22 protein-coding genes are annotated in these 21,539 nt (G+C 28.1%); 6 read left to right on the top strand and 16 right to left on the bottom strand.

The window, feature by feature from the left end; all coding sequences use genetic code 11:
- The 13 genes from atpD to rplU are packed head-to-tail and all read right to left on the bottom strand — an operon-like array spanning position 1 to position 10,202.
- Positions 1 to 1,398, bottom strand: coding sequence for a F0F1 ATP synthase subunit beta (gene atpD, locus AC1B00_RS02325; RefSeq protein WP_336611340.1), 1,398 nt, complete (start codon positions 1,396 to 1,398; stop codon positions 1 to 3).
- Between the two features lie 8 nt (positions 1,399 to 1,406).
- Complete coding sequence (atpG, locus tag AC1B00_RS02320) at positions 1,407 to 2,285, bottom strand: ATP synthase F1 subunit gamma (RefSeq protein ID WP_488847917.1); 879 nt, start codon at positions 2,283 to 2,285, stop codon at positions 1,407 to 1,409.
- 9 nt (positions 2,286 to 2,294) lie between these two features.
- Positions 2,295 to 3,800: a F0F1 ATP synthase subunit alpha gene (gene atpA / locus AC1B00_RS02315; RefSeq protein WP_239817987.1), complete on the bottom strand. Its 1,506-nt coding sequence runs from the start codon at positions 3,798 to 3,800 to the stop codon at positions 2,295 to 2,297.
- 11 nt (positions 3,801 to 3,811) lie between these two features.
- Entirely contained in the window at positions 3,812 to 4,318 is a 507-nt protein-coding gene (locus AC1B00_RS02310; protein ID WP_488847915.1) for a F0F1 ATP synthase subunit delta, read from the bottom strand.
- Entirely contained in the window at positions 4,318 to 4,806 is a 489-nt protein-coding gene (locus tag AC1B00_RS02305) for a F0F1 ATP synthase subunit B family protein (RefSeq protein WP_488847914.1), read from the bottom strand. The genes AC1B00_RS02310 and AC1B00_RS02305 overlap by 1 nt, the downstream gene beginning before the upstream one ends.
- Before the next feature lie 9 nt (positions 4,807 to 4,815).
- On the bottom strand, positions 4,816 to 5,241 hold the full coding sequence (locus tag AC1B00_RS02300; protein ID WP_488847913.1) for a F0F1 ATP synthase subunit B family protein: 426 nt from the start codon (positions 5,239 to 5,241) through the stop codon (positions 4,816 to 4,818).
- A 59-nt stretch (positions 5,242 to 5,300) separates the two neighbouring features.
- Positions 5,301 to 6,182 carry a ParB/RepB/Spo0J family partition protein gene (locus AC1B00_RS02295; RefSeq protein ID WP_488847912.1) on the bottom strand — a complete coding sequence of 294 codons (882 nt, stop codon included), beginning with the start codon at positions 6,180 to 6,182 and terminating at the stop codon, positions 5,301 to 5,303.
- Positions 6,183 to 6,186: 4 nt separating this feature from the next.
- A complete protein-coding gene (locus tag AC1B00_RS02290) occupies positions 6,187 to 6,948 on the bottom strand; it encodes a ParA family protein (RefSeq protein WP_239817982.1) in 762 nt (253 codons plus the stop codon).
- Positions 6,945 to 7,682: a biotin--[acetyl-CoA-carboxylase] ligase gene (locus AC1B00_RS02285; protein ID WP_488847911.1), complete on the bottom strand. Its 738-nt coding sequence runs from the start codon at positions 7,680 to 7,682 to the stop codon at positions 6,945 to 6,947. The genes AC1B00_RS02290 and AC1B00_RS02285 overlap by 4 nt, the downstream gene beginning before the upstream one ends.
- A complete protein-coding gene (fmt, locus tag AC1B00_RS02280; RefSeq protein ID WP_488847910.1) occupies positions 7,675 to 8,583 on the bottom strand; it encodes a methionyl-tRNA formyltransferase in 909 nt (302 codons plus the stop codon). Before fmt ends, AC1B00_RS02285 begins: the two co-directional genes overlap by 8 nt.
- 24 nt (positions 8,584 to 8,607) lie before the next feature.
- Positions 8,608 to 9,600 carry a GTPase ObgE gene (gene obgE, locus AC1B00_RS02275; protein WP_488847909.1) on the bottom strand — a complete coding sequence of 331 codons (993 nt, stop codon included), beginning with the start codon at positions 9,598 to 9,600 and terminating at the stop codon, positions 8,608 to 8,610.
- A gap of 24 nt (positions 9,601 to 9,624) precedes the next feature.
- Complete coding sequence (gene rpmA, locus AC1B00_RS02270; protein ID WP_214117382.1) at positions 9,625 to 9,882, bottom strand: 50S ribosomal protein L27; 258 nt, start codon at positions 9,880 to 9,882, stop codon at positions 9,625 to 9,627.
- 11 nt (positions 9,883 to 9,893) lie between these two features.
- Positions 9,894 to 10,202, bottom strand: a complete 309-nt coding sequence (rplU, locus tag AC1B00_RS02265) for a 50S ribosomal protein L21 (RefSeq protein ID WP_239817978.1) — start codon at positions 10,200 to 10,202, stop codon at positions 9,894 to 9,896.
- 173 nt (positions 10,203 to 10,375) lie between these two features.
- Between rplU and AC1B00_RS02260 the strand changes: the two genes are divergently transcribed.
- The 6 genes from AC1B00_RS02260 (at position 10,376) to AC1B00_RS02235 (ending at position 15,888) form a co-directional block, all read left to right on the top strand.
- A complete protein-coding gene (locus AC1B00_RS02260; RefSeq protein WP_488847908.1) occupies positions 10,376 to 11,494 on the top strand; it encodes a PilZ domain-containing protein in 1,119 nt (372 codons plus the stop codon).
- Positions 11,495 to 11,496: 2 nt separating this feature from the next.
- A complete protein-coding gene (plsY, locus tag AC1B00_RS02255) occupies positions 11,497 to 12,141 on the top strand; it encodes a glycerol-3-phosphate 1-O-acyltransferase PlsY (protein WP_488847907.1) in 645 nt (214 codons plus the stop codon).
- Positions 12,126 to 12,443 carry a dihydroneopterin aldolase gene (locus AC1B00_RS02250; protein WP_488847906.1) on the top strand — a complete coding sequence of 106 codons (318 nt, stop codon included), beginning with the start codon at positions 12,126 to 12,128 and terminating at the stop codon, positions 12,441 to 12,443. Before plsY ends, AC1B00_RS02250 begins: the two co-directional genes overlap by 16 nt.
- 74 nt (positions 12,444 to 12,517) lie before the next feature.
- Positions 12,518 to 13,189, top strand: a complete 672-nt coding sequence (gene hsrA / locus AC1B00_RS02245) for a homeostatic response regulator transcription factor HsrA (protein ID WP_239817975.1) — start codon at positions 12,518 to 12,520, stop codon at positions 13,187 to 13,189.
- Positions 13,190 to 13,281: 92 nt separating this feature from the next.
- Positions 13,282 to 14,421: a sensor histidine kinase gene (locus AC1B00_RS02240; protein WP_488847905.1), complete on the top strand. Its 1,140-nt coding sequence runs from the start codon at positions 13,282 to 13,284 to the stop codon at positions 14,419 to 14,421.
- Between the two features lie 9 nt (positions 14,422 to 14,430).
- Positions 14,431 to 15,888 (top strand): Ppx/GppA phosphatase family protein, encoded by a 1,458-nt coding sequence (locus AC1B00_RS02235; protein ID WP_239817973.1) that lies wholly within the window; start codon positions 14,431 to 14,433, stop codon positions 15,886 to 15,888.
- A gap of 122 nt (positions 15,889 to 16,010) precedes the next feature.
- Here the strand turns inward: AC1B00_RS02235 and mfd are convergent, their stop codons facing one another.
- Genes mfd through AC1B00_RS02220 form a run of 3 tightly spaced genes read right to left on the bottom strand, consistent with a single transcriptional unit; the run spans position 16,011 to position 21,520 of the window.
- Positions 16,011 to 18,875: a transcription-repair coupling factor gene (mfd, locus tag AC1B00_RS02230; RefSeq protein ID WP_488847903.1), complete on the bottom strand. Its 2,865-nt coding sequence runs from the start codon at positions 18,873 to 18,875 to the stop codon at positions 16,011 to 16,013.
- Positions 18,856 to 19,989 (bottom strand): Mur ligase family protein, encoded by a 1,134-nt coding sequence (locus AC1B00_RS02225; RefSeq protein ID WP_488847902.1) that lies wholly within the window; start codon positions 19,987 to 19,989, stop codon positions 18,856 to 18,858. The genes mfd and AC1B00_RS02225 overlap by 20 nt, the downstream gene beginning before the upstream one ends.
- Positions 19,973 to 21,520 carry a GGDEF domain-containing protein gene (locus AC1B00_RS02220; protein ID WP_488847901.1) on the bottom strand — a complete coding sequence of 516 codons (1,548 nt, stop codon included), beginning with the start codon at positions 21,518 to 21,520 and terminating at the stop codon, positions 19,973 to 19,975. The genes AC1B00_RS02225 and AC1B00_RS02220 overlap by 17 nt, the downstream gene beginning before the upstream one ends.
- Between the last annotated feature and the right edge of the window lie 19 nt (positions 21,521 to 21,539).

Genomic DNA, 21,539 nt, shown 5'->3' with positions numbered 1-21,539 from the left:
TTAAGCCTTTAATTTTTCTGCTTTCTGTATAGCCTCTTCAATATTTCCTACCATATAGAACGCATTTTCTGGTAAATCATCGTATTTACCTTCTAATATACCTTTAAATCCTGCTATTGTTTCTTCAAGGCTTATATATTTTCCAGGGCTTCCTGTGAAAACTTCTGCAACGAAGAATGGTTGAGATAGGAATTTTTCAATTTTTCTTGCTCTTTCAACAATTAATTTATCTTCTTCACTAAGCTCATCCATACCCAAAATAGCAATAATATCTTGTAGGTCTTTATACTTTTGCAATACACTTTGAACTCCACGAGCTACCTTATAATGCTCTTCACCGATGATTTGTGGGTCAAGCATTCTAGAAGTTGAATCAAGTGGGTCAACCGCAGGATAAATTCCTTTTTCTGCAATACTTCTATTTAAAACCGTTGTTGCATCTAAGTGAGCAAAAACAGTCGCAGGTGCAGGGTCTGTTAAGTCGTCTGCTGGAACATAAACTGCTTGAACTGAAGTAATTGAACCTTTTTTAGTTGATGTAATTCTTTCTTGGAATTTACCCATTTCACTTGCTAAAGTCGGTTGATAACCAACAGCTGATGGAATACGACCAAGTAGAGCTGACATTTCTGAACCTGATTGAGAAAATCTAAAGATATTATCAATAAACATTAAAACATCAAGTCCCATTTCATCTCTAAAGTATTCAGCCATTGTAAGACCAGTTAAAGCAATACGGTTTCTTGCCCCTGGTGGTTCATTCATTTGACCATAGCATAAGGCAACTTTGTCTAAAACATTACTTTCTTTCATTTCGTTATAAAGGTCATTACCTTCACGAGTTCTCTCACCAACACCTGCAAATACTGAATAACCACTATGTTTAAATGCAACATTGTGAATTAATTCCATAATAATAACGGTTTTACCAACACCAGCACCACCGAATAATCCTACTTTACCACCTTTTGCATAAGGAGCAAGTAAATCAACTACTTTAATACCTGTTTCAAAAATTTCACTTTTTGTGCTTTGTTCTTCAAATTTAGGTGGTTCTCTATGAATTGCCCATTTTGTTTCATAATTTTCAGGAGCACCTTCGTCAATTAAATCTCCAACAACATTGAAAATTCTACCTAATACTTTTTCGCCAACAGGAACACTAATAGGAGCACCTAAACTAGTAGCTTTTGTTCCTCTTACTAAACCATCTGTCATATCCATAGCAATAGTTCTTACACGACCATCGCCTAAATGAGCAGCAACTTCTAATATTAAACGAATTTGCTTACCTTCTACCTCATAATTTACTTCAATTGCTTCGTTAATTTGCGGTAAGTAGTCGCTAAATTCAACATCTACAACAGGTCCTAATACCTGAGATATAAATCCTTGCATCTATTCTCCTATTCTTTCATTGATTCAACACCACTAATAATCTCAATTAATTCAGTGGTTATGCTTTCTTGTCTTGCTTTATTGTATGCTAAATTAAGTTCTTTTACTCTTGCTTTAGCATTATTAGTTGCATTATCCATTGCTTGCATTCTAGCACTATGTTCTGCAGCTAGACTATCAATTAATGAATAAAACATACTATATTCAATATAGCGTTTTAGTAATTCTTCTAAAACTTCCTTTTCTTCCGGCTCAATTTCTAATAAAGAATTTGAATTCGGAATTTCAAAATTGTCTGATTCTACTGGCAATAAATTACATACTGATAATTCTTGAGAAATCATATTTTTATAACCATTATGAACTAAAACTATCTTATCAGTTTCGCAAGCAACAAAATCATTTATTGCTAGGTTTATAATTTCTCTTGCCTTTTCGTAATCAGGTGATGAGCTTACGCCTGTGTGTTTATCAAGAATTTCAATTTTTTGGAAATTAAAAAACTCAATACCTACTTTTCCTATTGCTCTTAATCTAGTTTTAATACCTTTTTCTTTATTTTCTTTAATAATTTTACTAACTTCTTTTAAAGTTTTTATATTAAAACCACCACATAAACCTTTATCCGAAGTAACAAAAATAACATCCACAACTTTTATTTCATGCTTACCAAAAAATCTGCTATCCCTTGCCATATCAAACTGATTAAGCTTGTATGAAATCTCATGCATAACTTCTTGTAATTTATTAGCATACACTTTAGACTTTTTTGCTAATTCTTCTGCTTTTTTTAATTTAGCAGTTGAAACAAGCTTCATAGCATTTGTAGTCTTTTGTGTATTATGAACGCTTTTTATTTTTCTTTTTATCTCTTTTAAATTTGCCATTATTAAAACCTACGCTTGTGCTGCTTTAAACTCATTTAATAAATTTTTAATCTTATCTTCCAAATCACTATCTAAAGCTTTTTTAGTTCTAATTTGTTCAAAAATTTCTGGAGATTTTGTTTCGATATAAGCATATAAATCATTTTCAAATTTATTAATCTTATCTACTGAAACATCATCTAAGAAACCTCTTGTTCCTGCATAAATTAAAACAATTTGTTTTTCAATAGCTAATGGGCTATATGGAGGTTGTTTTAATACTTCAACCATTCTTTGACCACGCTCTAATTGTTTTCTTGAACTCTCATCTAAATCACTTGCAAATTGTGCGAACGCTTGTAATTCACGATATTGTGCAAGGTCTAGTCTTAATGTTCCTGAAACTTGCTTAGTAGCTTTAATTTGAGCTGAACCACCTACCCTTGATACTGATAAACCTACGTTAATAGCTGGACGAATACCTGAGTTAAACAAGTCTGTTTCTAAGAAGATTTGTCCATCTGTAATTGAAATAACGTTTGTTGGAATATAAGCTGAAACGTCGCCTGCTTGAGTTTCAATGATAGGTAAAGCTGTTAGAGAACCTGCACCTAAAGCATCACTTAATTTTGAAGCTCTTTCTAGTAATCTTGAATGTAGGTAGAATACATCGCCCGGATATGCTTCGCGTCCTGGAGGTCTGCGTAAAATCAAGCTCATTTCACGATAAGCTACTGCGTGCTTACTTAAATCATCATATACAATTAAAGCATGCTTACTATTATCTCTAAAATATTCACCCATAGTAACACCGGTATATGGTGCAAGATATTGAAGTGCAGCTGAATCGCTCGCTGTTGCACTTACTACTATAGTATATTCCATTGCTCCGTGCTCTTCTAATTTTTTAACAACTTGAGCAACTGTGCTTTGTTTTTGTCCGATTGCAACATAAATACATACAACATTTTGACCTTTTTGATTGATTATTGTATCTACTGCTACTGTTGTTTTTCCTGTTTGTCTATCTCCGATGATTAATTCTCTTTGACCACGACCAATTGGAACAAGAGCATCGATTGCTTTAATACCTGTTTGTAATGGCTCGTGAACGCTTTTTCTTGCCATAATACCTTTAGCTTTTTCTTCAACAAAAGCTGATTTAGTAGTATTAATAGGACCTTTTGCATCAATTGGCTCACCTAAAGCATTAACAACACGACCTATTAATTCTTCTCCAACAGGAACTTTTAATAATTGTTTTAATCTCTTAACAGAGCTTCCTTCTTTAATATTTGAAAAACTTCCTAAAACAACGACACCAACACTACTTTCTTCAAGGTTTAATGCCATACCTTTTTCGCCGTTTTCAAATTCTACCATTTCTCCTGCCATAACATTTTTTAATCCAAAAACATTAGCAACACCATCAGCTATTGAAATAACTTTACCAGTTTCTTCAATTTCTAAATTTAAATTAAAATTCTCAATTCTTTCTTTAATAATTGAGCTAATTTCATTTGCGTTAAAACTCACTGTTACTCCTCTTAAATTGCTTTCATTATATGTTGTTTGATTTTTTCTTTTAAAGACAATTCAGAAACTATTATTTCATAACCTAAATCTTCAATATAAATCTTGATTTCATTTTTATCATGAATAATATTTCTTAATTTAATATCTTTTTTGAAATAGTTTGATAATTCCTTTTCATGTTTTGAAATATCACTATCACTCATTTTATCTTTAGAATATATATCAGCATAATAAATATTGTTTTCTAAAGCTATTTTTTTAACTAATCTACTATAAAAACTAGGAATTTTATCTAATTTTGAATTGATACCTAGTACTTTTAACAAATTAATTATTTCTTTTTTATTAGTATTGCAAATACTAGCTAAAAATTCAACTTTTTTATCCAAGCTAATACCTACCGCATTAATAATTACTAATGTGTTTTTGTCTTCAAAAGCTTTAGATAAAATCTCAAGTGCTTTTACGAAATCTTCTCTATCATTTCTTTGCATTATAATATCTACATACTTTTCCATTAGCTAACTTTCCTTGAAACAATATCTAATAAATCATTTTGTTTTAAATTAATATTAGAGTTTAAAAGCTCATCTAAAAGCTCATTTACAACTTCAGCTTTAGCTTTTTTCTCTTCAAATATTTTTTGCTCTTCATAAGATTTTTTCATATTTTCGATCTCATTTTCTGCATCTTTTAAAATATTTTCACTTAATTTAGCAGCTTGTTCTTTAGCTAATACTATTAATTTATCTGCTTCATTATTTGCTATTTCAATTCTTTTAATAGCATCTTCTTTATTTTTCTTAGCTTCATCTAAACTTTTTTCTATACTAACTAGTCTATTTTTAATATTGTCAATTCTATCGTTATATATTTTTTTTACATGTTTTGCAAGTAAAAAATATATAATAACTACGAATATTATAAAGTTTATTGTTCTAGGAAAAATATCGCTCTCACTAGCTAATAAAAAAGTTGGTAATAAAATAAAAATCAATCTATTCATAAAACAACCTTAAATTTTCTCAATGCTAGTTTTTAAAGCATTTTCATATTGAGTTAAATCAGCTCTTAATTCATTTTTAAATTGAGTTTTTTTAACTTCTAGTTCGCTTAAAAATTTTTGATATTCTAAATCAAAACTAACCTTTTTTTCTTCTATAGCTTTAGAGGCTTTTTCTTTAGCCATAGCAACCTGCTCGCTTTTGATGGCTTGAGCTTTAGCTCTTGCATCAGCATAAATCTTAGCAATTAATGTTTCATTATTACTAGCATCTGTGTTGTTTTGCTGGATTTTTGCTTCATCTTCTCTTATTCCATCATCTCTATTTTTCATAAAAGAAAGTAATGGTTTATATAAGATTGAATCTAAAATCCAAAACAATATTATAAACAAAGTAGCTGTTAATAACATCATTTTAAGATCTAAGTCATCAAACATACATTCTCCTTATTTTGATAAAATTTTATATTAACATAAAAAAATGAAACAATATTAAATTATAAGTTTTTTATAGCTTTTTCAATAAAATTTTTGGTCTTTTCTTGACTTAAATTTAATATAAGCTTGCCATTTTGTAGCTTGAAATCTATTTCAAATTCTTTTAACTTATTTAATAATTGCTCATCTAATAAATGATTTAAACTTTTGCCTTTTAATTTATTTGCTAATTTTTCACAATCTCTTACATTAAGCTTTTGACCTATTATAGTATTTACTAAAATTTTTTCATCTTCTTTTTGTCCTGCAATAACTTTTGCATGGCCTGCACTTAATTTACCTTCAATAATTAATTTTTGTGTATCTTCACTAAGGGTTAAAAGCCTTAAAGTGTTTGCAATATTTGCTCTACTTTTTTGTATACTTTGAGCTAGTTCTTCTTGAGTTATATTTCTTACTCTCATTAATTCTTTATAAGCCAAAGCTAATTCAATAGGATTTAAATCTTCTCTTTGTATGTTTTCAAGTAAAGCCAATTCTCTTGTTTTACCTGAATCAATATTTGCAATAATAGCTCTTATCTTTGTTTCTTTAAGAGTTTTAAAAGCTCTTAATCTTCTTTCTCCTGCAATTAAAAAATATTTGGTAGTTTTTTCTAAAACTTCTCCATTTTCTTTTGCTTTTTCACACAACTCATCTGCATCAATTACAACAATAGGCTGCAATAAACCATGATTTTTAATAGAAATTGCAAGCTCATTTATACTATCTTCGTTAAAATTTTTTCTTGGTTGATATGGATTTGGAGTAATTTCGTCTATATCAATTTCTTTTATTGAATCTAACTCATTATGAAATACTCCACTCATCTCATCATCATAAGCAAGTGAAATATCATCTAAAATACTACTAAAATCTGCACCTAAAGATTTTTTTGCCATTTTTTTATCCTATTAAAGAAGTTGCTAAGCTTTGATAAGCCACACAGCCTGGTGATTTTATATCATATAAAATTATAGGCTTTCCAAAACTAGGACTTTCTGCTAATTTTACATTCCTAGGAATAATTACAATTTCACCATCTTTTTTAAACAATTTCTCACTAAAATGCTTTTTTAATTCCGTTACAATTTCTTTAGATAAATTGTTTTGCGGACTATACATAGTAGGTAAAATTCCTCTAATTTTTAGCTTTGAATTAAATGTTTTTTTGATTGTTTGTATAGTTCTTAAAATCAATACCAAACCTTCTAAAGCTAAATATTCACATTGAATAGGAATTATAACATCAGTGCTTGCTACAAGTGCATTAATAGTAATATTTCCCAATGATGGTGGAGAATCAATAATAACATAATCATATTTATCCACAACACTAGCTAAAGCTTTTGATAAAATCTGTTTGCTTTGATTAGAGCCAAGTTCTTGTTCAAAACTTGTTAAAACAATATTTGATGGAGCTAAATCAAGTTTTGGCAAACTAGTTTTTAAAATAATTTCATCAAGAGTTTTTTTACCACTTAAAACATGATAAATATTAAAATCGCTCTTTTTACATCCACATCCTGTTGTAGCATTTCCTTGCGGATCCATATCTATAAGTAATACACTTTTTTCCGCAACTGCTAAAGATGCTGCTAGATTTACTGCTGTTGTTGTTTTTCCTACGCCACCCTTTTGGTTAGCAATCGTTATAATCTCACTCATCTTAAACTATATATCCTTTTATTATCTACTAAAATTGAGCCATCTTCATATAATTTCGCATCTTCTAAAGAATGAACACTTTCATCACTTTTAAAATAAAAAGCTCTACTTAACTCAAAATCTCTTTTATAATACTCAAAAATTTCTTTCCAAGAATAACCATAACTAATTTTATCAAAAAAAGCTTTAAGCAAGTTTGAATAACTTATGTTTATATCCAAAACCATTGCTTCATTTGGTGCATTAGTAATGTTTAAACCTAAGCCACATACTAATTTATCTTTTACTTTTGAAGTTATTAAACCACCTATTTTTTTATTAGCTATATAAAAATCATTAGGCCATTTAATAAAAACTTTGGAATTATTTTCTTGTAAAACTAATTTCATAATCATTGAATAATATATGCTAGCAGATTGAATAGGTAAATCACTAGGAATATTATCAGAATAAAAAGAAATATATAAATTATTTTTAATATCTAAATTAAATTTAGAATAATCATCATAAAAAACAAAATCTATGTTAGAAAAATCATCATTTTTTACACTAGAATTTGAATTCGGAATTACAAAACTACCTTCACTATTCCAAACCCTATTACAAGAGCCAATTCCATTTGTTTGCATAAGAGCTGCAATAGCAAAAGATTTTTCATTAAAACCTTTTTTAATTGCCGCAATAAGCTCAGTTTGAGTTGAGCTTATTGTCTTAGCTAGGGCAAACTTAAACAAGTTTATCCCCTTCTTTTAATCTTTTACCATTTAAATATACATTTGCATCTAGGGATTTTTTGCCAGCTTCTTGAAGCTTTAATATTTTTAATGAACCTTTTTTGCAAGTTAAAATAAAATAATTTTTACCTATTTTTTTAATAATACCTTCATCATTAAAGCTTTCGTATTCATTTAAAATCAACTCATTAAATTTTAAACCATTTTCTAAAAACACATTAGGCCAATCATAGAATGCTAAAAATTTTTGATAAATTTCTTTTGCATCGTTTAATTCAATAAGCCCATCTTGTTTTTTGATAATTTTTGTATGAGTTGCTAGACTATCATCTTGTTTAATAGCTTTGAAACTACTTGGATTTTCAAGTAGTTCAAGCAACATTTTTGCTGATAACTTAGACATTTTATCAAATACAATAGGTGAAGTTAAATCTTTGATATTTAATTCTTGCTGATACAAAATATCACCTGTATCAAGCCCTACATCCATATTCATAAGAGTTACTCCGCTTATTTCATCTGCATTTAAAATCGCACTCTGAATAGGAGAAGCTCCCCTATAATAAGGTAATAAACTTGCATGCGTATTAATACAAGGTACTATATCTAAAATATCTTTAGGTAGTATCTTACCATAAGCTGCAACTATTATAAAATCAGGTTTTTTGCTTTTAATTAGTTCAAAAACTTCTATATTGTTTTTTAAAGTTTTAGGTTGGATTAATTCTAAGCCTAGTTTTAAAGCAACTTCTTTTACAGGACTAGGGGTTAATATTTTTTTTCTTCCAACTTCTTTATCTGTTTGCGTTAAAACTAAACTTATATTATGAATTTTTGCTAATTCTTCTAAAATAAATGCCGAAAATTCGGGCGTTCCCATAAATACAATATTTTTTTTCATGATATACCTAAAAGTTAAGATTTGTTATTCAAATAACATTTTTGATAAAGATAATTTTAATTCTTTTATACCATCATTTGTAACTGAAGATATTTTTGTAACAAAAACTAAATTATCATATCTTTTTAAATATTCATTTAAAAGTTCAATTTCCTGATCTAAATTCTCTTTTGCAACATCACATCTAGTAATTGCAACTGCAAATTTAAAATCATTTAATCCGTAAGTTTCTAATTCTTTATATAAGTTAATAAATTGTTCTTTAATACTCATTTGCTTAAAACTATCTAGCATAAACAACAAGCACTTAGATCTTGAAATATGTTTTAAAAACTCAAAACCAAGCCCTTTACCTTCGCTAGCACCTTCTATTATTCCAGGAATATCAGCCATTACGAATGAGTAGTCATTAATATCAACAACTCCTAATTTTGGAGTTAAAGTAGTAAATTCATAATCAGCTATCTCAGGCTTTGCATTGCTTACAATGCTAATTAAAGTAGATTTACCAACATTTGGATAACCTACCAAGCCAACATCAGCGATTAATTTTAATTCAAGTCTTACTTCTATACTTTCACCTTTTTTACCAGGTTGTGCATAAGTTGGTCTTTGATTTACTGCACTTTTAAAATGTCTATTTCCAAGACCACCAAGACCACCTTTTAGTAAAACAATTTGCTCTCCTAAAGTAGTAAAATCATGCAATATTTCATTATTTTCTAAATTAATAATTTGAGTTCCAATAGGAACCTTAATTTCTAAATTAGCACCTTTTTTACCATTTTTATTTCTTGGCAAACCACCATCGCCATTATCAGCTTTTAAGTGGGTTTTACCTTTAAAATGAGCTAAAGTATGAAGATTGTTATCGCATATTATTACAACATCACCACCACGGCCACCATCTCCACCATCAGGACCACCTAGCGGGACATGTTTTTCACGGCGAAATGAGCTAGCACCCGCTCCGCCGTTTCCAGAGCTTAGCCTAATTTTTATACTATCAACAAACATTATTCCAAGCTCCTTTTATATTAATTAAACTGCAGGATATACAGATACTTTTTTGCGGTTTTTGTCTTTTCTTTCAAATTTAACAAAACCATCAACTAAAGCAAAAATTGTATGGTCTCTTCCCATTCCAACATTTGCTCCTGCGTGTGTTGCAGTTCCTCTTTGGCGAATAATAATATTACCAGCTCTTACGAACTCGCCACCAAATTTCTTAACACCTAGACGTCTACCTATCGAGTCTCTATTATTTTGAGTTGAACCTTGACCTTTCTTGTGTGCCATTGTATTTCTCCTTACGCTTTAATTTCTTTTACTACTACACGAGTAAATTGTCTTCTAAAACCTCTTTTTAGTTTAGAATCTTTTCTTCTTCTTTTCTTAAAAATTACAACTTTTTTATCTTTACCTTCGTTAATAACTTCAAGAACAACTTTAGCTCCACTAACAAAAGGTGTGCCTATTTTTAATTCTTTATCGTTAATAGCTAAAACTTCTGTAACTTCTACGATAGACTTTTTTTCTGCTTCAAAGCGATCTAACTTTAACTCATCGCCAACACTTACTTTATACTGCTTACCGCTATGTTTAAAAATAGCATACATATTTCATCCTTTTTGATTTAGTAAGTCCCATTAAGCACTTTAAAATTTTAAAGATTTATAAGCTTAAATGAGTTGTAAAAAGCGAATACTATCAAAAAATCATTAATTTTTATTTAAAATTTTATTTTTTTTGCTACACTTATAGGAATTTTTAATTAAAAAGGAAATTAGTTATGGGTTTTGAAGGTAGAAATGAACTAGTTAATTCTAGTATTAGTTATTTTGAAAAATATACACATAAATTTATAAATAATATTCAGACGCATTATAGAAGCGAAGGCAAATTTTTATCAAAAGAATGTGAAGAAGCCTATGAAGAGCTTTTCTCAATGCTTTTAACAAAAGATTTTGATACTGAAAGAGGTAAAGAAATTGCTAAAACTAAAGATTTTAACAAGGCTTGTTTTTTTGAATTCTTACTAAAAACTTATATTGATTACTCAAAACATGTATTAAGCAATAATTTAAATCATAAACTAGTTACAAATTTAGCTTTTGCATTAGAAAGATATGGTTCTATTTTTTGCACAATTTGCCATGATTCATCAACTACACAAAGCTCTATTAATGTATTTTCAGCTAGTAGCTCAGGTGGATTTTTTATACATGAAAACTTTATAGACACATTTAAAAAGATGATTTCGGTAGGCGAAAAACTAGAGTTTTTAAATCTTTATAATGGTGTTCCTGTAAGAACTTATGGAGAAATACTACAAGTTGAAGATGCTAGTATAGTAGTAAAAGTTGATTTAATGCAAATACTAGCAATGAAAGAAGAAGATTGTGCTTATATTATTCAAAATCAATATTTACAAAAAAATATAAAAGCAAACATACTATCAGTAAATATAGTAAATTGCACAGTAACTCTAAACAATTTTGAAAGCCAACCATATATGCATGCTTTAAAAAGAGCATATCCTAGGGTTCATCCTAATGAATTTACAAAAATTGCTCTAACTCACGAAGATGGAAGAGTGGCAAATGGAAAACTATTTGATATTTCAGAAGGTGGAATTGGTGTTGTATCTAATGAAGATGTAGGATTTAAGAGTGGAGATATCTTATCATCTTATATACACTTACATATGCCATATTCAAATGAAGCAGTTGAATTTAATTTAAAATTTAAACTAGTTGTTTTAATCGTATATCAAAATGCTTATAGATATTGTTTAGAAATTCTACCAAATCAAGAAGATGCTAAAAAAATTCAAGAATTTGCAAGTAGAAGAGTAGATGAAACATTAGTAGAGCTAAAAAACCAATTAAGCCTTTATAAAAGAGATTAATAATGGGTCTTGATGTATTTATAATAGATTTATTTACTAACCATAACTTAATTTATATGTTAATCGCCTATTTAATAGGCTCTATTCCTTTTGGATTAATATACGCAAAGCAATTTGCAAAAGTAAATATAAAAGAATCAGGCTCAAAAAGTATAGGTGCAACTAATGTATTAAGAGTAGTAAAGCAAGTAAATCCAAAACTAGCTAAAAAATTAGCAATAGCAACAATGCTAAGCGATTTTTTAAAAGCAATGTTACCTATTGCTTTTGCACTAATAAATGATGTTAATATTTCTACAATTTGGGCTATGGCAGTTCTTAGTGTTATAGGGCATTGTTATAGTATTTATCTAGGTTTTGATGGCGGTAAAGGAGTAGCTAGTGGAGCAGGTGCATTGATATTACTTGTTCCTTATTCTGTAATAATAGGACTAATTTGCTGGCTTATCATAGGTAAAGTATTTAAAATATCAAGCTTAGCTTCATTAATAGGATTTAGTATAGGTGTAATAAGTGCTGAGTTTTTATATGCTGATCTTAGTATTAATTCTCATGCTCCGCTTTATTTGATATTATTTTTTATTTTTTATAAACACATACCTAATATTAAAAGATTGATTTTAAAAGACGAATGCAAAGTCATATAATAATTAAAATTGATTTTAAATGTATAATAGGCTTATTAGAGTTTGAAAGATTAGAAAAACAAAAAATAAGCCTAGAAATAGATGCTAAGGCTAGTAGCTTTTTGGACTATGCAAAAGTGGCAAAATTATCAAAAAAGTATCTAAAAGAAAAGAAATTCTACACATTAGAAAAGGCAAATAAAAAACTTGCTAAAAAAATTAAAAATAAATTTCCACAATTAAAAAAGATTAAAATAAAAATTAAAAAACTAGAAATTATGAAAAATGCAACTTTGGGTGCTAAATACAAAAAAAAATATTAAAATAAGTTTAAAAAAACTTGAATGTTTGCTTAAATTGTGTTAGCATTCCCTTAATTTTACTTTAAGGAAAAAAAATGCGTATTTTAGTTGTAGAAGATGAAATATCTTTAAACAAGACTTTAGCCGAAGGCTTAACTGAATACGGCTATCAAATAGATTCTTGTGAGAATTGCAATGATGCTGCTTATTATGTAGGAATTAGAAATTATGATTTGGTTTTAACTGATTGGATGTTGCCTGATGGAGATGGAACTGATTTAATTCATATTGTAAAACAAAAATCTTCAAGAACTTCAGTTATAATTCTATCAGCAAAAGATGATAAAGAAAGTGAAATAACAGCATTGAAAGCAGGTGCTGATGATTATATTAAAAAGCCATTTGATTTTGATGTTTTATTAGCTAGAATTGAAGCTAGACTTAGATTTGGTGGCTCAAATACAATTAAAATTGACAATCTTGAAATTGATCCAGATGAAGAAAAAATCACATATAAAGGTAAAGAAATAGAACTAAAAGGAAAACCTTTTGAAGTATTAACTCACCTTGCAAGACATTCAGATCAAATAGTTTCAAAAGAGCAATTATTAGACGCTATTTGGGAAGAACCTGAATTAGTAACCCCTAATGTAATTGAAGTTGCAATCAATCAAATTAGACAAAAAATGGATAAGCCTTTAGGGATTTCAACTATTGAAACAATTAGAAGAAGAGGCTATAGATTTTGCTTTCCCAAAAAAGCATAAGAAATAAGTTTTTCTTACAACTAGCATCAACTATTACGGTGCTAGTTGTTATTTTTTCAATTTTGTCTTATCAGATTCTAAAGATTAATATTATGCAAAATGAATTTGATAATCTCATAAAAAACGCAATAAGTATAATAGAAGTAAATAATAATTCTGATTTTATAATATTTAAAGATTATAAAATCATTCATTTAGATAAAAAAAATGCAAAACCTAACTTTAAAATAGTCAATGAAAATGATAAAAAAATCCTAATTCTTACTCATCCATATAATGAATTAGGAGATTATATAATCTTAAAAAAAGATATAACTCAATCAATAAAAATACTTGATACTATATTTATAAGCTTATTTTTAATAATTATTATTGCTATTAGTTTGATTATTTTTTATTCTTTATTTTTATCAAGAATACTTTCAATGCACTTAAAAGAATTAAGTATGAAAATAAGTAGATTTGATGATAATTTTACTAATAGACTTGATACTAAAAACTATCCGTTAGAATTTAAAGACATTATTAATAGCATAAATCACTTAATTACTAGAATACAAAATTATAACACTTCACAAAAAGAGCTTTTTATAGGAATTGCACACGAATTAAAAACACCGCTAGCAGTAATAAAAGCAAAAAACGATGTAACACTAATAAAGCCAAGAGATAGTGAGTATTACATTAATACAATAAAAAATTCAAATGAAAGCATAGATAATATAAACAAAATCATAAATGAAATTCTAAAAATAGGACGATTAGAAGGTGCTCAATTTGAAGAACCTGATGAAATAGACTTAATTGAGTATATAAAAAATGAAAGCAAAAATTTTAGTCTTTTAGGTGCAAAAACAAGCCAACGCATAGAATTAAATCTAAGCCCAAATGAGCTTCGCATTAAAATACAAAAAACACTATTTTCACAAATTTTACAAAATTTTATACAAAATGCTTTTAAATTTTCAAGAGAAGATACAATAATAACAATTACGACTTTTATTAAAGATTCTACATTTTATTTATATGTAGATGATATGGGTTGTGGAATTAGCGAAGATAAAGATTATTTCGCACCTTTTAAACGATTTGGGAATAAAGAAGGTGTAGGATTAGGGCTTTATTTGTCAAAATCAGCAGCAACAGCTCTAAAAGCTGAAATAAAACTTGAAAACAGAAAAGATATGCAAGGAACAAGAGCTATTTTTTCAATGAAAATCAAAAAAAATTAAGAGAGAAATATGGCAAAAAAAACAGCAATTATTGACTTAGGTTCAAATGGCATTAGAATGGCGATTTATGAAAAAACTTCAAGATATGGATTTTATATATTAAACGAGCAAAAAGTAAAATTTCGCCTAGCTCAAGGTGCTTACGAACAAGATAATATACTTTTAGAAAAACAAATCAAAAAAGCTTATGAAATAATAAAATATTTTAAAAATCAAGCCCTTAATTTTAAATGTAATAAAATTTATTGCATAGGCACATCAGCCCTAAGAGATGCAGTAAATAAAGATGAATTAGTAAATCTACTAAAAAAAGATTTAAAGTTAAATATAAAAACAATAAGTGGCGAAGAAGAAGCATACTTAAGTGGTTTTGGTGCAATTAATCTACTTCCAAAACTTGAAGAAAGAGCAATCTGCCTTGATATAGGCGGAGGAAGTGCTGAGCTTTGTCTTTGTGAAAATCAAAAAATAATAAAAACATTCTCGCTTGATTTAGGAACAGTTAGGCTAAAAGATTTGTTTAAAGATAAGTTTAATAAACTAGAAAAACACATAGATGCGTATTTAGATAAAATCCCGCAAGATTTTAAAGCTTCAACCCTAATTACAATAGGTGGCTCTTTAAGAGCAATTAGCAATGCAATTATGGAAAAAAACGACTATCCATTAAATCAAGTTCATGCTTTTTCATATCAAGCTAATGATGAGATTGATTTTATAGACAAAATTATAAATTGTAAAAATCAAGAACTAAGCTCGCTAGGTATTAAAAAAGAACGCCACGATACCATAAAAATGGGTGCATTAGTCTTTTATAAAATCATTAAAAAACTTCAAATAAAAAACATAATAACAAGTGGTGCAGGAGTAAGAGAAGGCGTATTTTTAAAGGATTTATTCAAGCATCACAAAGGCTTTCCTGTTAATTTTAACCCTAGTTTAAAGAGTTTAGAAGATAGATTAGTTAAGTTTAAATCAAGCTCTTTAGTTAGTAATGTAAATAAACTTTTTAATGTTTTAGAAGATATTCATTATGTAGATAAAAAATATCAAAAACACCTAAATTATGCTGCAAGACTCATTGAAAGTGGCTTATTGCTAAGCTTTTATTCAAACCACAAGCATAGTGCCTATTGCATATTGAGTGGATTAAATTTTTGCATAAAGCACGAAGATAAGGCATTAATAGCAACGATTATTGAACAACACGGCAAAAAAATAAACTATGAAAATCTCAAATTAAACAAGCTCTTACCAGACGAAAATACAATAAGCTGGCTTAATTTTATATTAGCATTTTGCAATACTTTAAACAAAGGCAAAGAAAACGAACTTTGCAACTTTACTTACAAAAACAAAACTTTATATATAGAAAAGAAAACAAACAATTTCATCATTCAAGAAGCAATTAAAAAAATAAGCAAACCAAAAAGCTTTAATATTTATATAAATGATGAAGAAATTTAACACTATTTTAGTTGAAAGAATTTGAATTAGGAATTTAGCTTTTAATCTTAAAAGCTTACGATAATTAATCCAAATTCCTATTTAAAATTCCACGAAAATTAACAAGAATTTGAATTAGGAATTTAGCTTAAAGAATTAAGATATTTTAAAATCGTTACAATTATATCTTCATCGCTTTTACTAGGTGCTTTTAGAATAATTCTTTCATCGTTTTCTTTTAATAATTTTATATTTTGCTCGTAGTTACTAACTTCAATAAAATTATTTTTAATACATAAAATCTTAATCGCCATAAGTGAAAAATAATTCTTAGTATAGCTATCAAACTTACCAAATCTATCATTAAAACTATCTTCTAAAGCACTAAGTTCAGCTAAATTTTCGCACTCATTTACCTTTCTATATAGCGATAATCTTAACTTATCATTTGGCACCAAATAATCACTTATATAAGCATTTACTAATAGTTTTTGCTCGTATTTTATCTCTTTTGTAACATTACCTTTGCTTAAGCGATTAATTTCAGCTTCAAGCATTTTTATATATAAAGCATAGCCGAGTTGTTCTATATGTCCGCTTTGCTCAGCTCCTAATAAATTTCCACCGCCTCTTATTTCTAAATCCATTTGCGCTAGCGTGCTACCACTTCCAAGATATGAATTACTTGCTAAACTTAAAAGCCGTTTTTTTGAATCTTCGCTAAGATTTTCTTCATTATCTACTAGAAAATAGCAAAATCCTTGAATCTTACTACGCCCTACTCTGCCACGAAGTTGGTGTAAATCTGCTATTCCAAAATGATTTGATTTTTCTACTATTATGGTATTTGCATTGGCTAAATCAATTCCGCTTTCTACAATGCTCGTGCATAATAATAAATCATATTTTTTATCTTCATAAGCAAAAAGCTTTTCTTCTGCTTCATTTGCAGGAATTTTTGAATGCAATACTAAAATCCTAAGATTAGGATATAAATTCTCTAAATAACGCTTTTTATGCTCAATTGAAGCAATATGATTGTGAATATAAAAAATCTGCCCTCCACGCCTTAGTTCTCTAGCAATAACCTCTTTAATCAAAGCATCATCATAAGGTTTTACAAAGGTTCTAACATCTAGCCTATCATTTGGCGGAGTTAGGATTTGCGAATATGTCTTAAGCGTGCTTAAAGCTTGATTTAGAGTTCTTGGAATTGGAGTTGCGCTCATGCTTAATTGATGAGCTTTTATGCTTATATCTTTTAATTTTTCTTTTTGTTTTACGCCAAATTTATGTTCTTCATCAATTACTATTAATCCTACATCATCAATCGCTAAAGATAAAAGCGAGTGAGTGCCTATTATAACCTTAGGCTCTTTTGTATTCATAATGGCTTTTTTAGTATTTGAAAATCTATCAAGCCTAAATACATTTATCCCAAAAGGCTCTAAGCGATTTTTTAAGGTCTTATAATGCTGAGAGCATAAAAGCGTAGTTGGAACGAAAAATAAAGCATTCAAACCACTTTTAACACAAGCAAATATTGCATGCATAGCAACTTCAGTTTTACCAAACCCCACATCAGCACTAAGTAATCTATCCATAGGAGTTGTTTTTGCTAATTCAGCAAAAATTTCATCTAATGCTTTTTCTTGATCGCTTGTTAAATTAAACCCTGCACTAGCCTTAAAAAGCTCATATTCTAAAGGCTTTTTAATAGCTTTTGTTACGATTAATTGTCTTTTTGCTGCAAGTTCAGTTATCGCACCTGCTATTGCTAGAAGTTTTGTTTTTAACTTTTCTTTTAATTTTACAAAGGTATTTTTACCTAACTTATCAAGCTCAGGAATAGAACTTGAAATATATTTATCAAGCAAATAAAGTGAGCTAGTAGGTAGCAATAATTTATTTTCATTTTGATATTCAATCACAATAAATTCTTGCTTTTTACCTTCATTTTCTATTAGCTCAAGCCCTAAAAATCTACCTACTCCATAACGCTCATGAACTACATAATCATTTTTAATTAATTCATCTAAGATTATGCTAGATTTATATTTTTTCTCTTTTTTATAGTATTTATTAAGGCTTATTATTAATTCATCATCGCTTTTAATATTTACAATTTCGTTTGAAATAATTTTTTCTACATTAGACCCAAGCTTAAATTCTAAAAATTTATTTTCATTACTTGCTAGAAGTTTTATTTTTTTATTTTCGTTTAATTTAAAAAAATCATTGCTAGGAATAAATACCATATCTTGATATTTTAATGCTTTGCTAATTACATTTCCTATTTCAAATTCTTTAATGCAAACATAAGAAAAATCCAAATAATTATGCAATTTTAAATACCAATAAAATACGCTCTCATAGTCTTTAAAACTATCATCAGAGTTTTTTATATCATCATTAATTTTTTCAAATTCATCTTCGCTAACTCTTGAAATTATCGGTAAAATTAAGCATTTTTCTAATTCTTCTTTAAAGCTAAGTCCTGTGGCTGCATCAAAAAGCTTAATGCTTTCAACCTCATCATCAAATAAAACAATCCTAATAGGATTTTCATATTTTAAAGAAAAAATATCTATTTTTTCATGCCCTATACAAAACTCCCCTGGGCTTTGCACAATATCTACTAAAGTATAATTTAATCTTAAAAGCTCTTTTGCTAAATTTTTTAAATTAATTCTACTTGCAAATTCAATTTCTAGACATCTTAAATTTTCTTTTGTAGGTAAAGGCTTTTTAATAGTATTAATAGGAATTATTAAAATCTTTTCATCTTGATAATCATAATAATCACTCAAAACCTTTGAGATATCAAAAAGCTCCATTGTAAATGAGCGTAAATCATCGCCTACATCAGCTCTAAAATCAGGCATAATAAAGCTTTTTTTGTTTAAAAACTCGGCTACACTTGCAAGACTTTTTGCCTCATTTAAGTCTTCACAAACTACTATTTTTGGGCTATTTTTTAATAAATATTCATATAATTTTGCTTGCATAAGCTTTTAAAAACCTTTCTACTAAAACAAAAGAGCCAAATACAGCATAAAATTTATTATCATCTAACTTATAAAAATCATTACATTTTATATCTAGCTCTTTGCAAATGCCTTTTACATCAGCTAATGCTCTATGTGAGCTTTCGTAATTAAAAATCAAAACTTCATCAATGCAAGGCTTTAGAATTTGTAATATATCTTTTACATCTTTATTAGCAAAAAAATTAGCTATTAAACTAACTTTACCATTAAAATACTTTTGTAATTCCGATTTCAAATTCTTTGCAGCTGCGCCGTTATGCCCTACATCAATGATTATATTTTTTGCTAGTTTTTCACATCTAGCTCTTAAATCTAATTTAATAGCTTTTCCTATATAAAAATGATTAAGTAGTTCAAAATAAGCAAGTTGAGCTAAGCTAAAATTATACTTTAAAAACTCGCTTTCATCAAGGCATAATTTAGAATAATCGTATTTTAAAAAACTTGCTTTTACGCCTTTTTGAATGACTGCCTTTCTTATCATTTCATTATCATTTGCAAATACATTTACATTTTGCATTGCTTTGATTTTTGTTCTATAAATATCATCTAAACTAGAGCCTAAAATATCAGCGTGATCTATGCTAATAGGAGTAAATACACATAAATCTCTTTTAAAAATACTTGTAGCATCGTATTCACCGCCAAGTCCAGCTTCAAGCACTATGAAATCGCACTCAGCAAAAACAATAGGTGCTAAAAAGCATAAATATTCAAAATAACTAAGGCTTTCTTTTGTGTTAAGCTCTTTTAATTTGCTTTGTAATATTTGATGAGCAATATCAAGATTAATTTCTAATGGATTTGAGTTTTCGTATATATTAAAACGCTCTTTATAAGAAAATATATGTGGGCTTATAAAATGCCCTACTTTATAGCCACTATTACTAAGCATTAAAGCAAGGTATCTTCCAGTGCTTCCCTTGCCGTTAGTGCCTAGGATTTGAACTACTTTTTGAGTGTAATCAAATCCTAATAAATGTTTAAATCTATGAGCCTTAAAAAGGTCAAATTTCTCGTAAAATTCAGCTAAATTATCTAAATAGCTTGTAAGATTATTTTCTGCTTGCACTTTTTATATTATTTCTACCTGCATCTTTTGCAGCATATAAAAGCTTATCAACTGCTTCAATAAACTGCTCTTGAGTATCATAACTCTTTCTATCACTTACACCGCCACTTACTCTTATGCTAATTGTTTTACCTTTACATAAGAACTTTTGCTCTGATACTAAAACTCTAATTTTTTCTGCAAATTTCACAGCATCATCAATAGAAGCATGAGGTAAAATTACCATAAATTCTTCTCCGCCGTATCTTCCCGCACAATCTAGTTTTCTTATATTATTTAAAATAATATTTCCCAAATTAGCAAGTATTGTATCGCCTGCTGCGTGTCCATAAGTATCATTAATAACTTTAAAGTGGTCTATATCAAAAAAAGCTATTGAGTAATTAATATTATATCTACCATAAGACTCTTCTGCTAATTTTAATTGCTCTTCTAATTGTCTTTTGTTTGCAAGTTGAGTTAAAAAGTCTACTTGGGTTTCTTCTCTTAATTTATTAATTTCTTGCTCTAATCCTTGAACTTTAATTTTTAATTCACCTAAAGTATCTGCATCTTGTTTTGTTTTTTCTTTTAAGTCTATAATTTCTTTTTCAAAAGTAGCAACGATAGCGATTAATTTTTCTTTAATTACTTGCATTGCTCTATCTTCTGCTTTAATACTTTCTATTTCTTTTTTAATCTCTTGAACTTTTACTTGAGAATTAGTTGCCATATTTAAAATATTAACTATTTTATCGCTGATTTGCTCTAAAACATCATTTAATACTTTATTAGAACTTGAAATCTCTGCTCTATCTATATCAATTCTTTTTTTAATCAAATCTTTAAATTGTTCAGCAATTTGCTTTGCCCCTAAGATTTGTGGCTCTGCACTTATACTCTCACAAAATTGATTAATTTCTTCATTTACATAATTTGCAATAGACGGAGTAAGTGAATAAGCCACTGATGGAGCTAAATTTTCGCAAATTGAATCAGCATTACTCTTTTCTAATTTTGATGCTAATTCATCTAAAATCTCTTTAAAATCATCTCTTGCATTTAAGCCTAAATGCTGAATTTTATTATTTAATTCAAACTGATCATCTTCTACATTAATCCAATCGTTTTTTAAATCTTCTAAAGTCCTTATATTAATGTTATTTAATTTATTTAAAGATTCTTCGCTTAAATACTTTGTAGCTTTATTTGGTATTTTTGATAATATTGAAAATAGTTTTCTGCATAAAATACTATAATTTGTAATGATTTTTTTATCTGTATTATCTTCTTTAATACCATTTGCTTTTGATATTAAAAATACTACTAATTCTTCTAAGCTTTTAACATTTCTACCTTTTACATCTTGAGCTAACATAGGATTTAATTTAGCAATATAGCTTTGGATTTTATCACTATTTTGAGAAATTCTTCCGTATTTTCTTGCTACTTCATCAAATACTTCTGAATAATTTTCAGGAGTTAATAAAAGATTTCTTTTAGTAAGCTCTACGATAGTTTCTTTAGCAATTACATTAATATTAATAGACATGTTTACTCTTTATAAATTT

It is taken from the genome of Campylobacter sp. DY7, assembly GCF_057802535.1.
The sequence above is the reverse complement of the archived record's forward strand: the minus strand, read 5'-3'. Positions and strand labels throughout refer to the sequence as shown.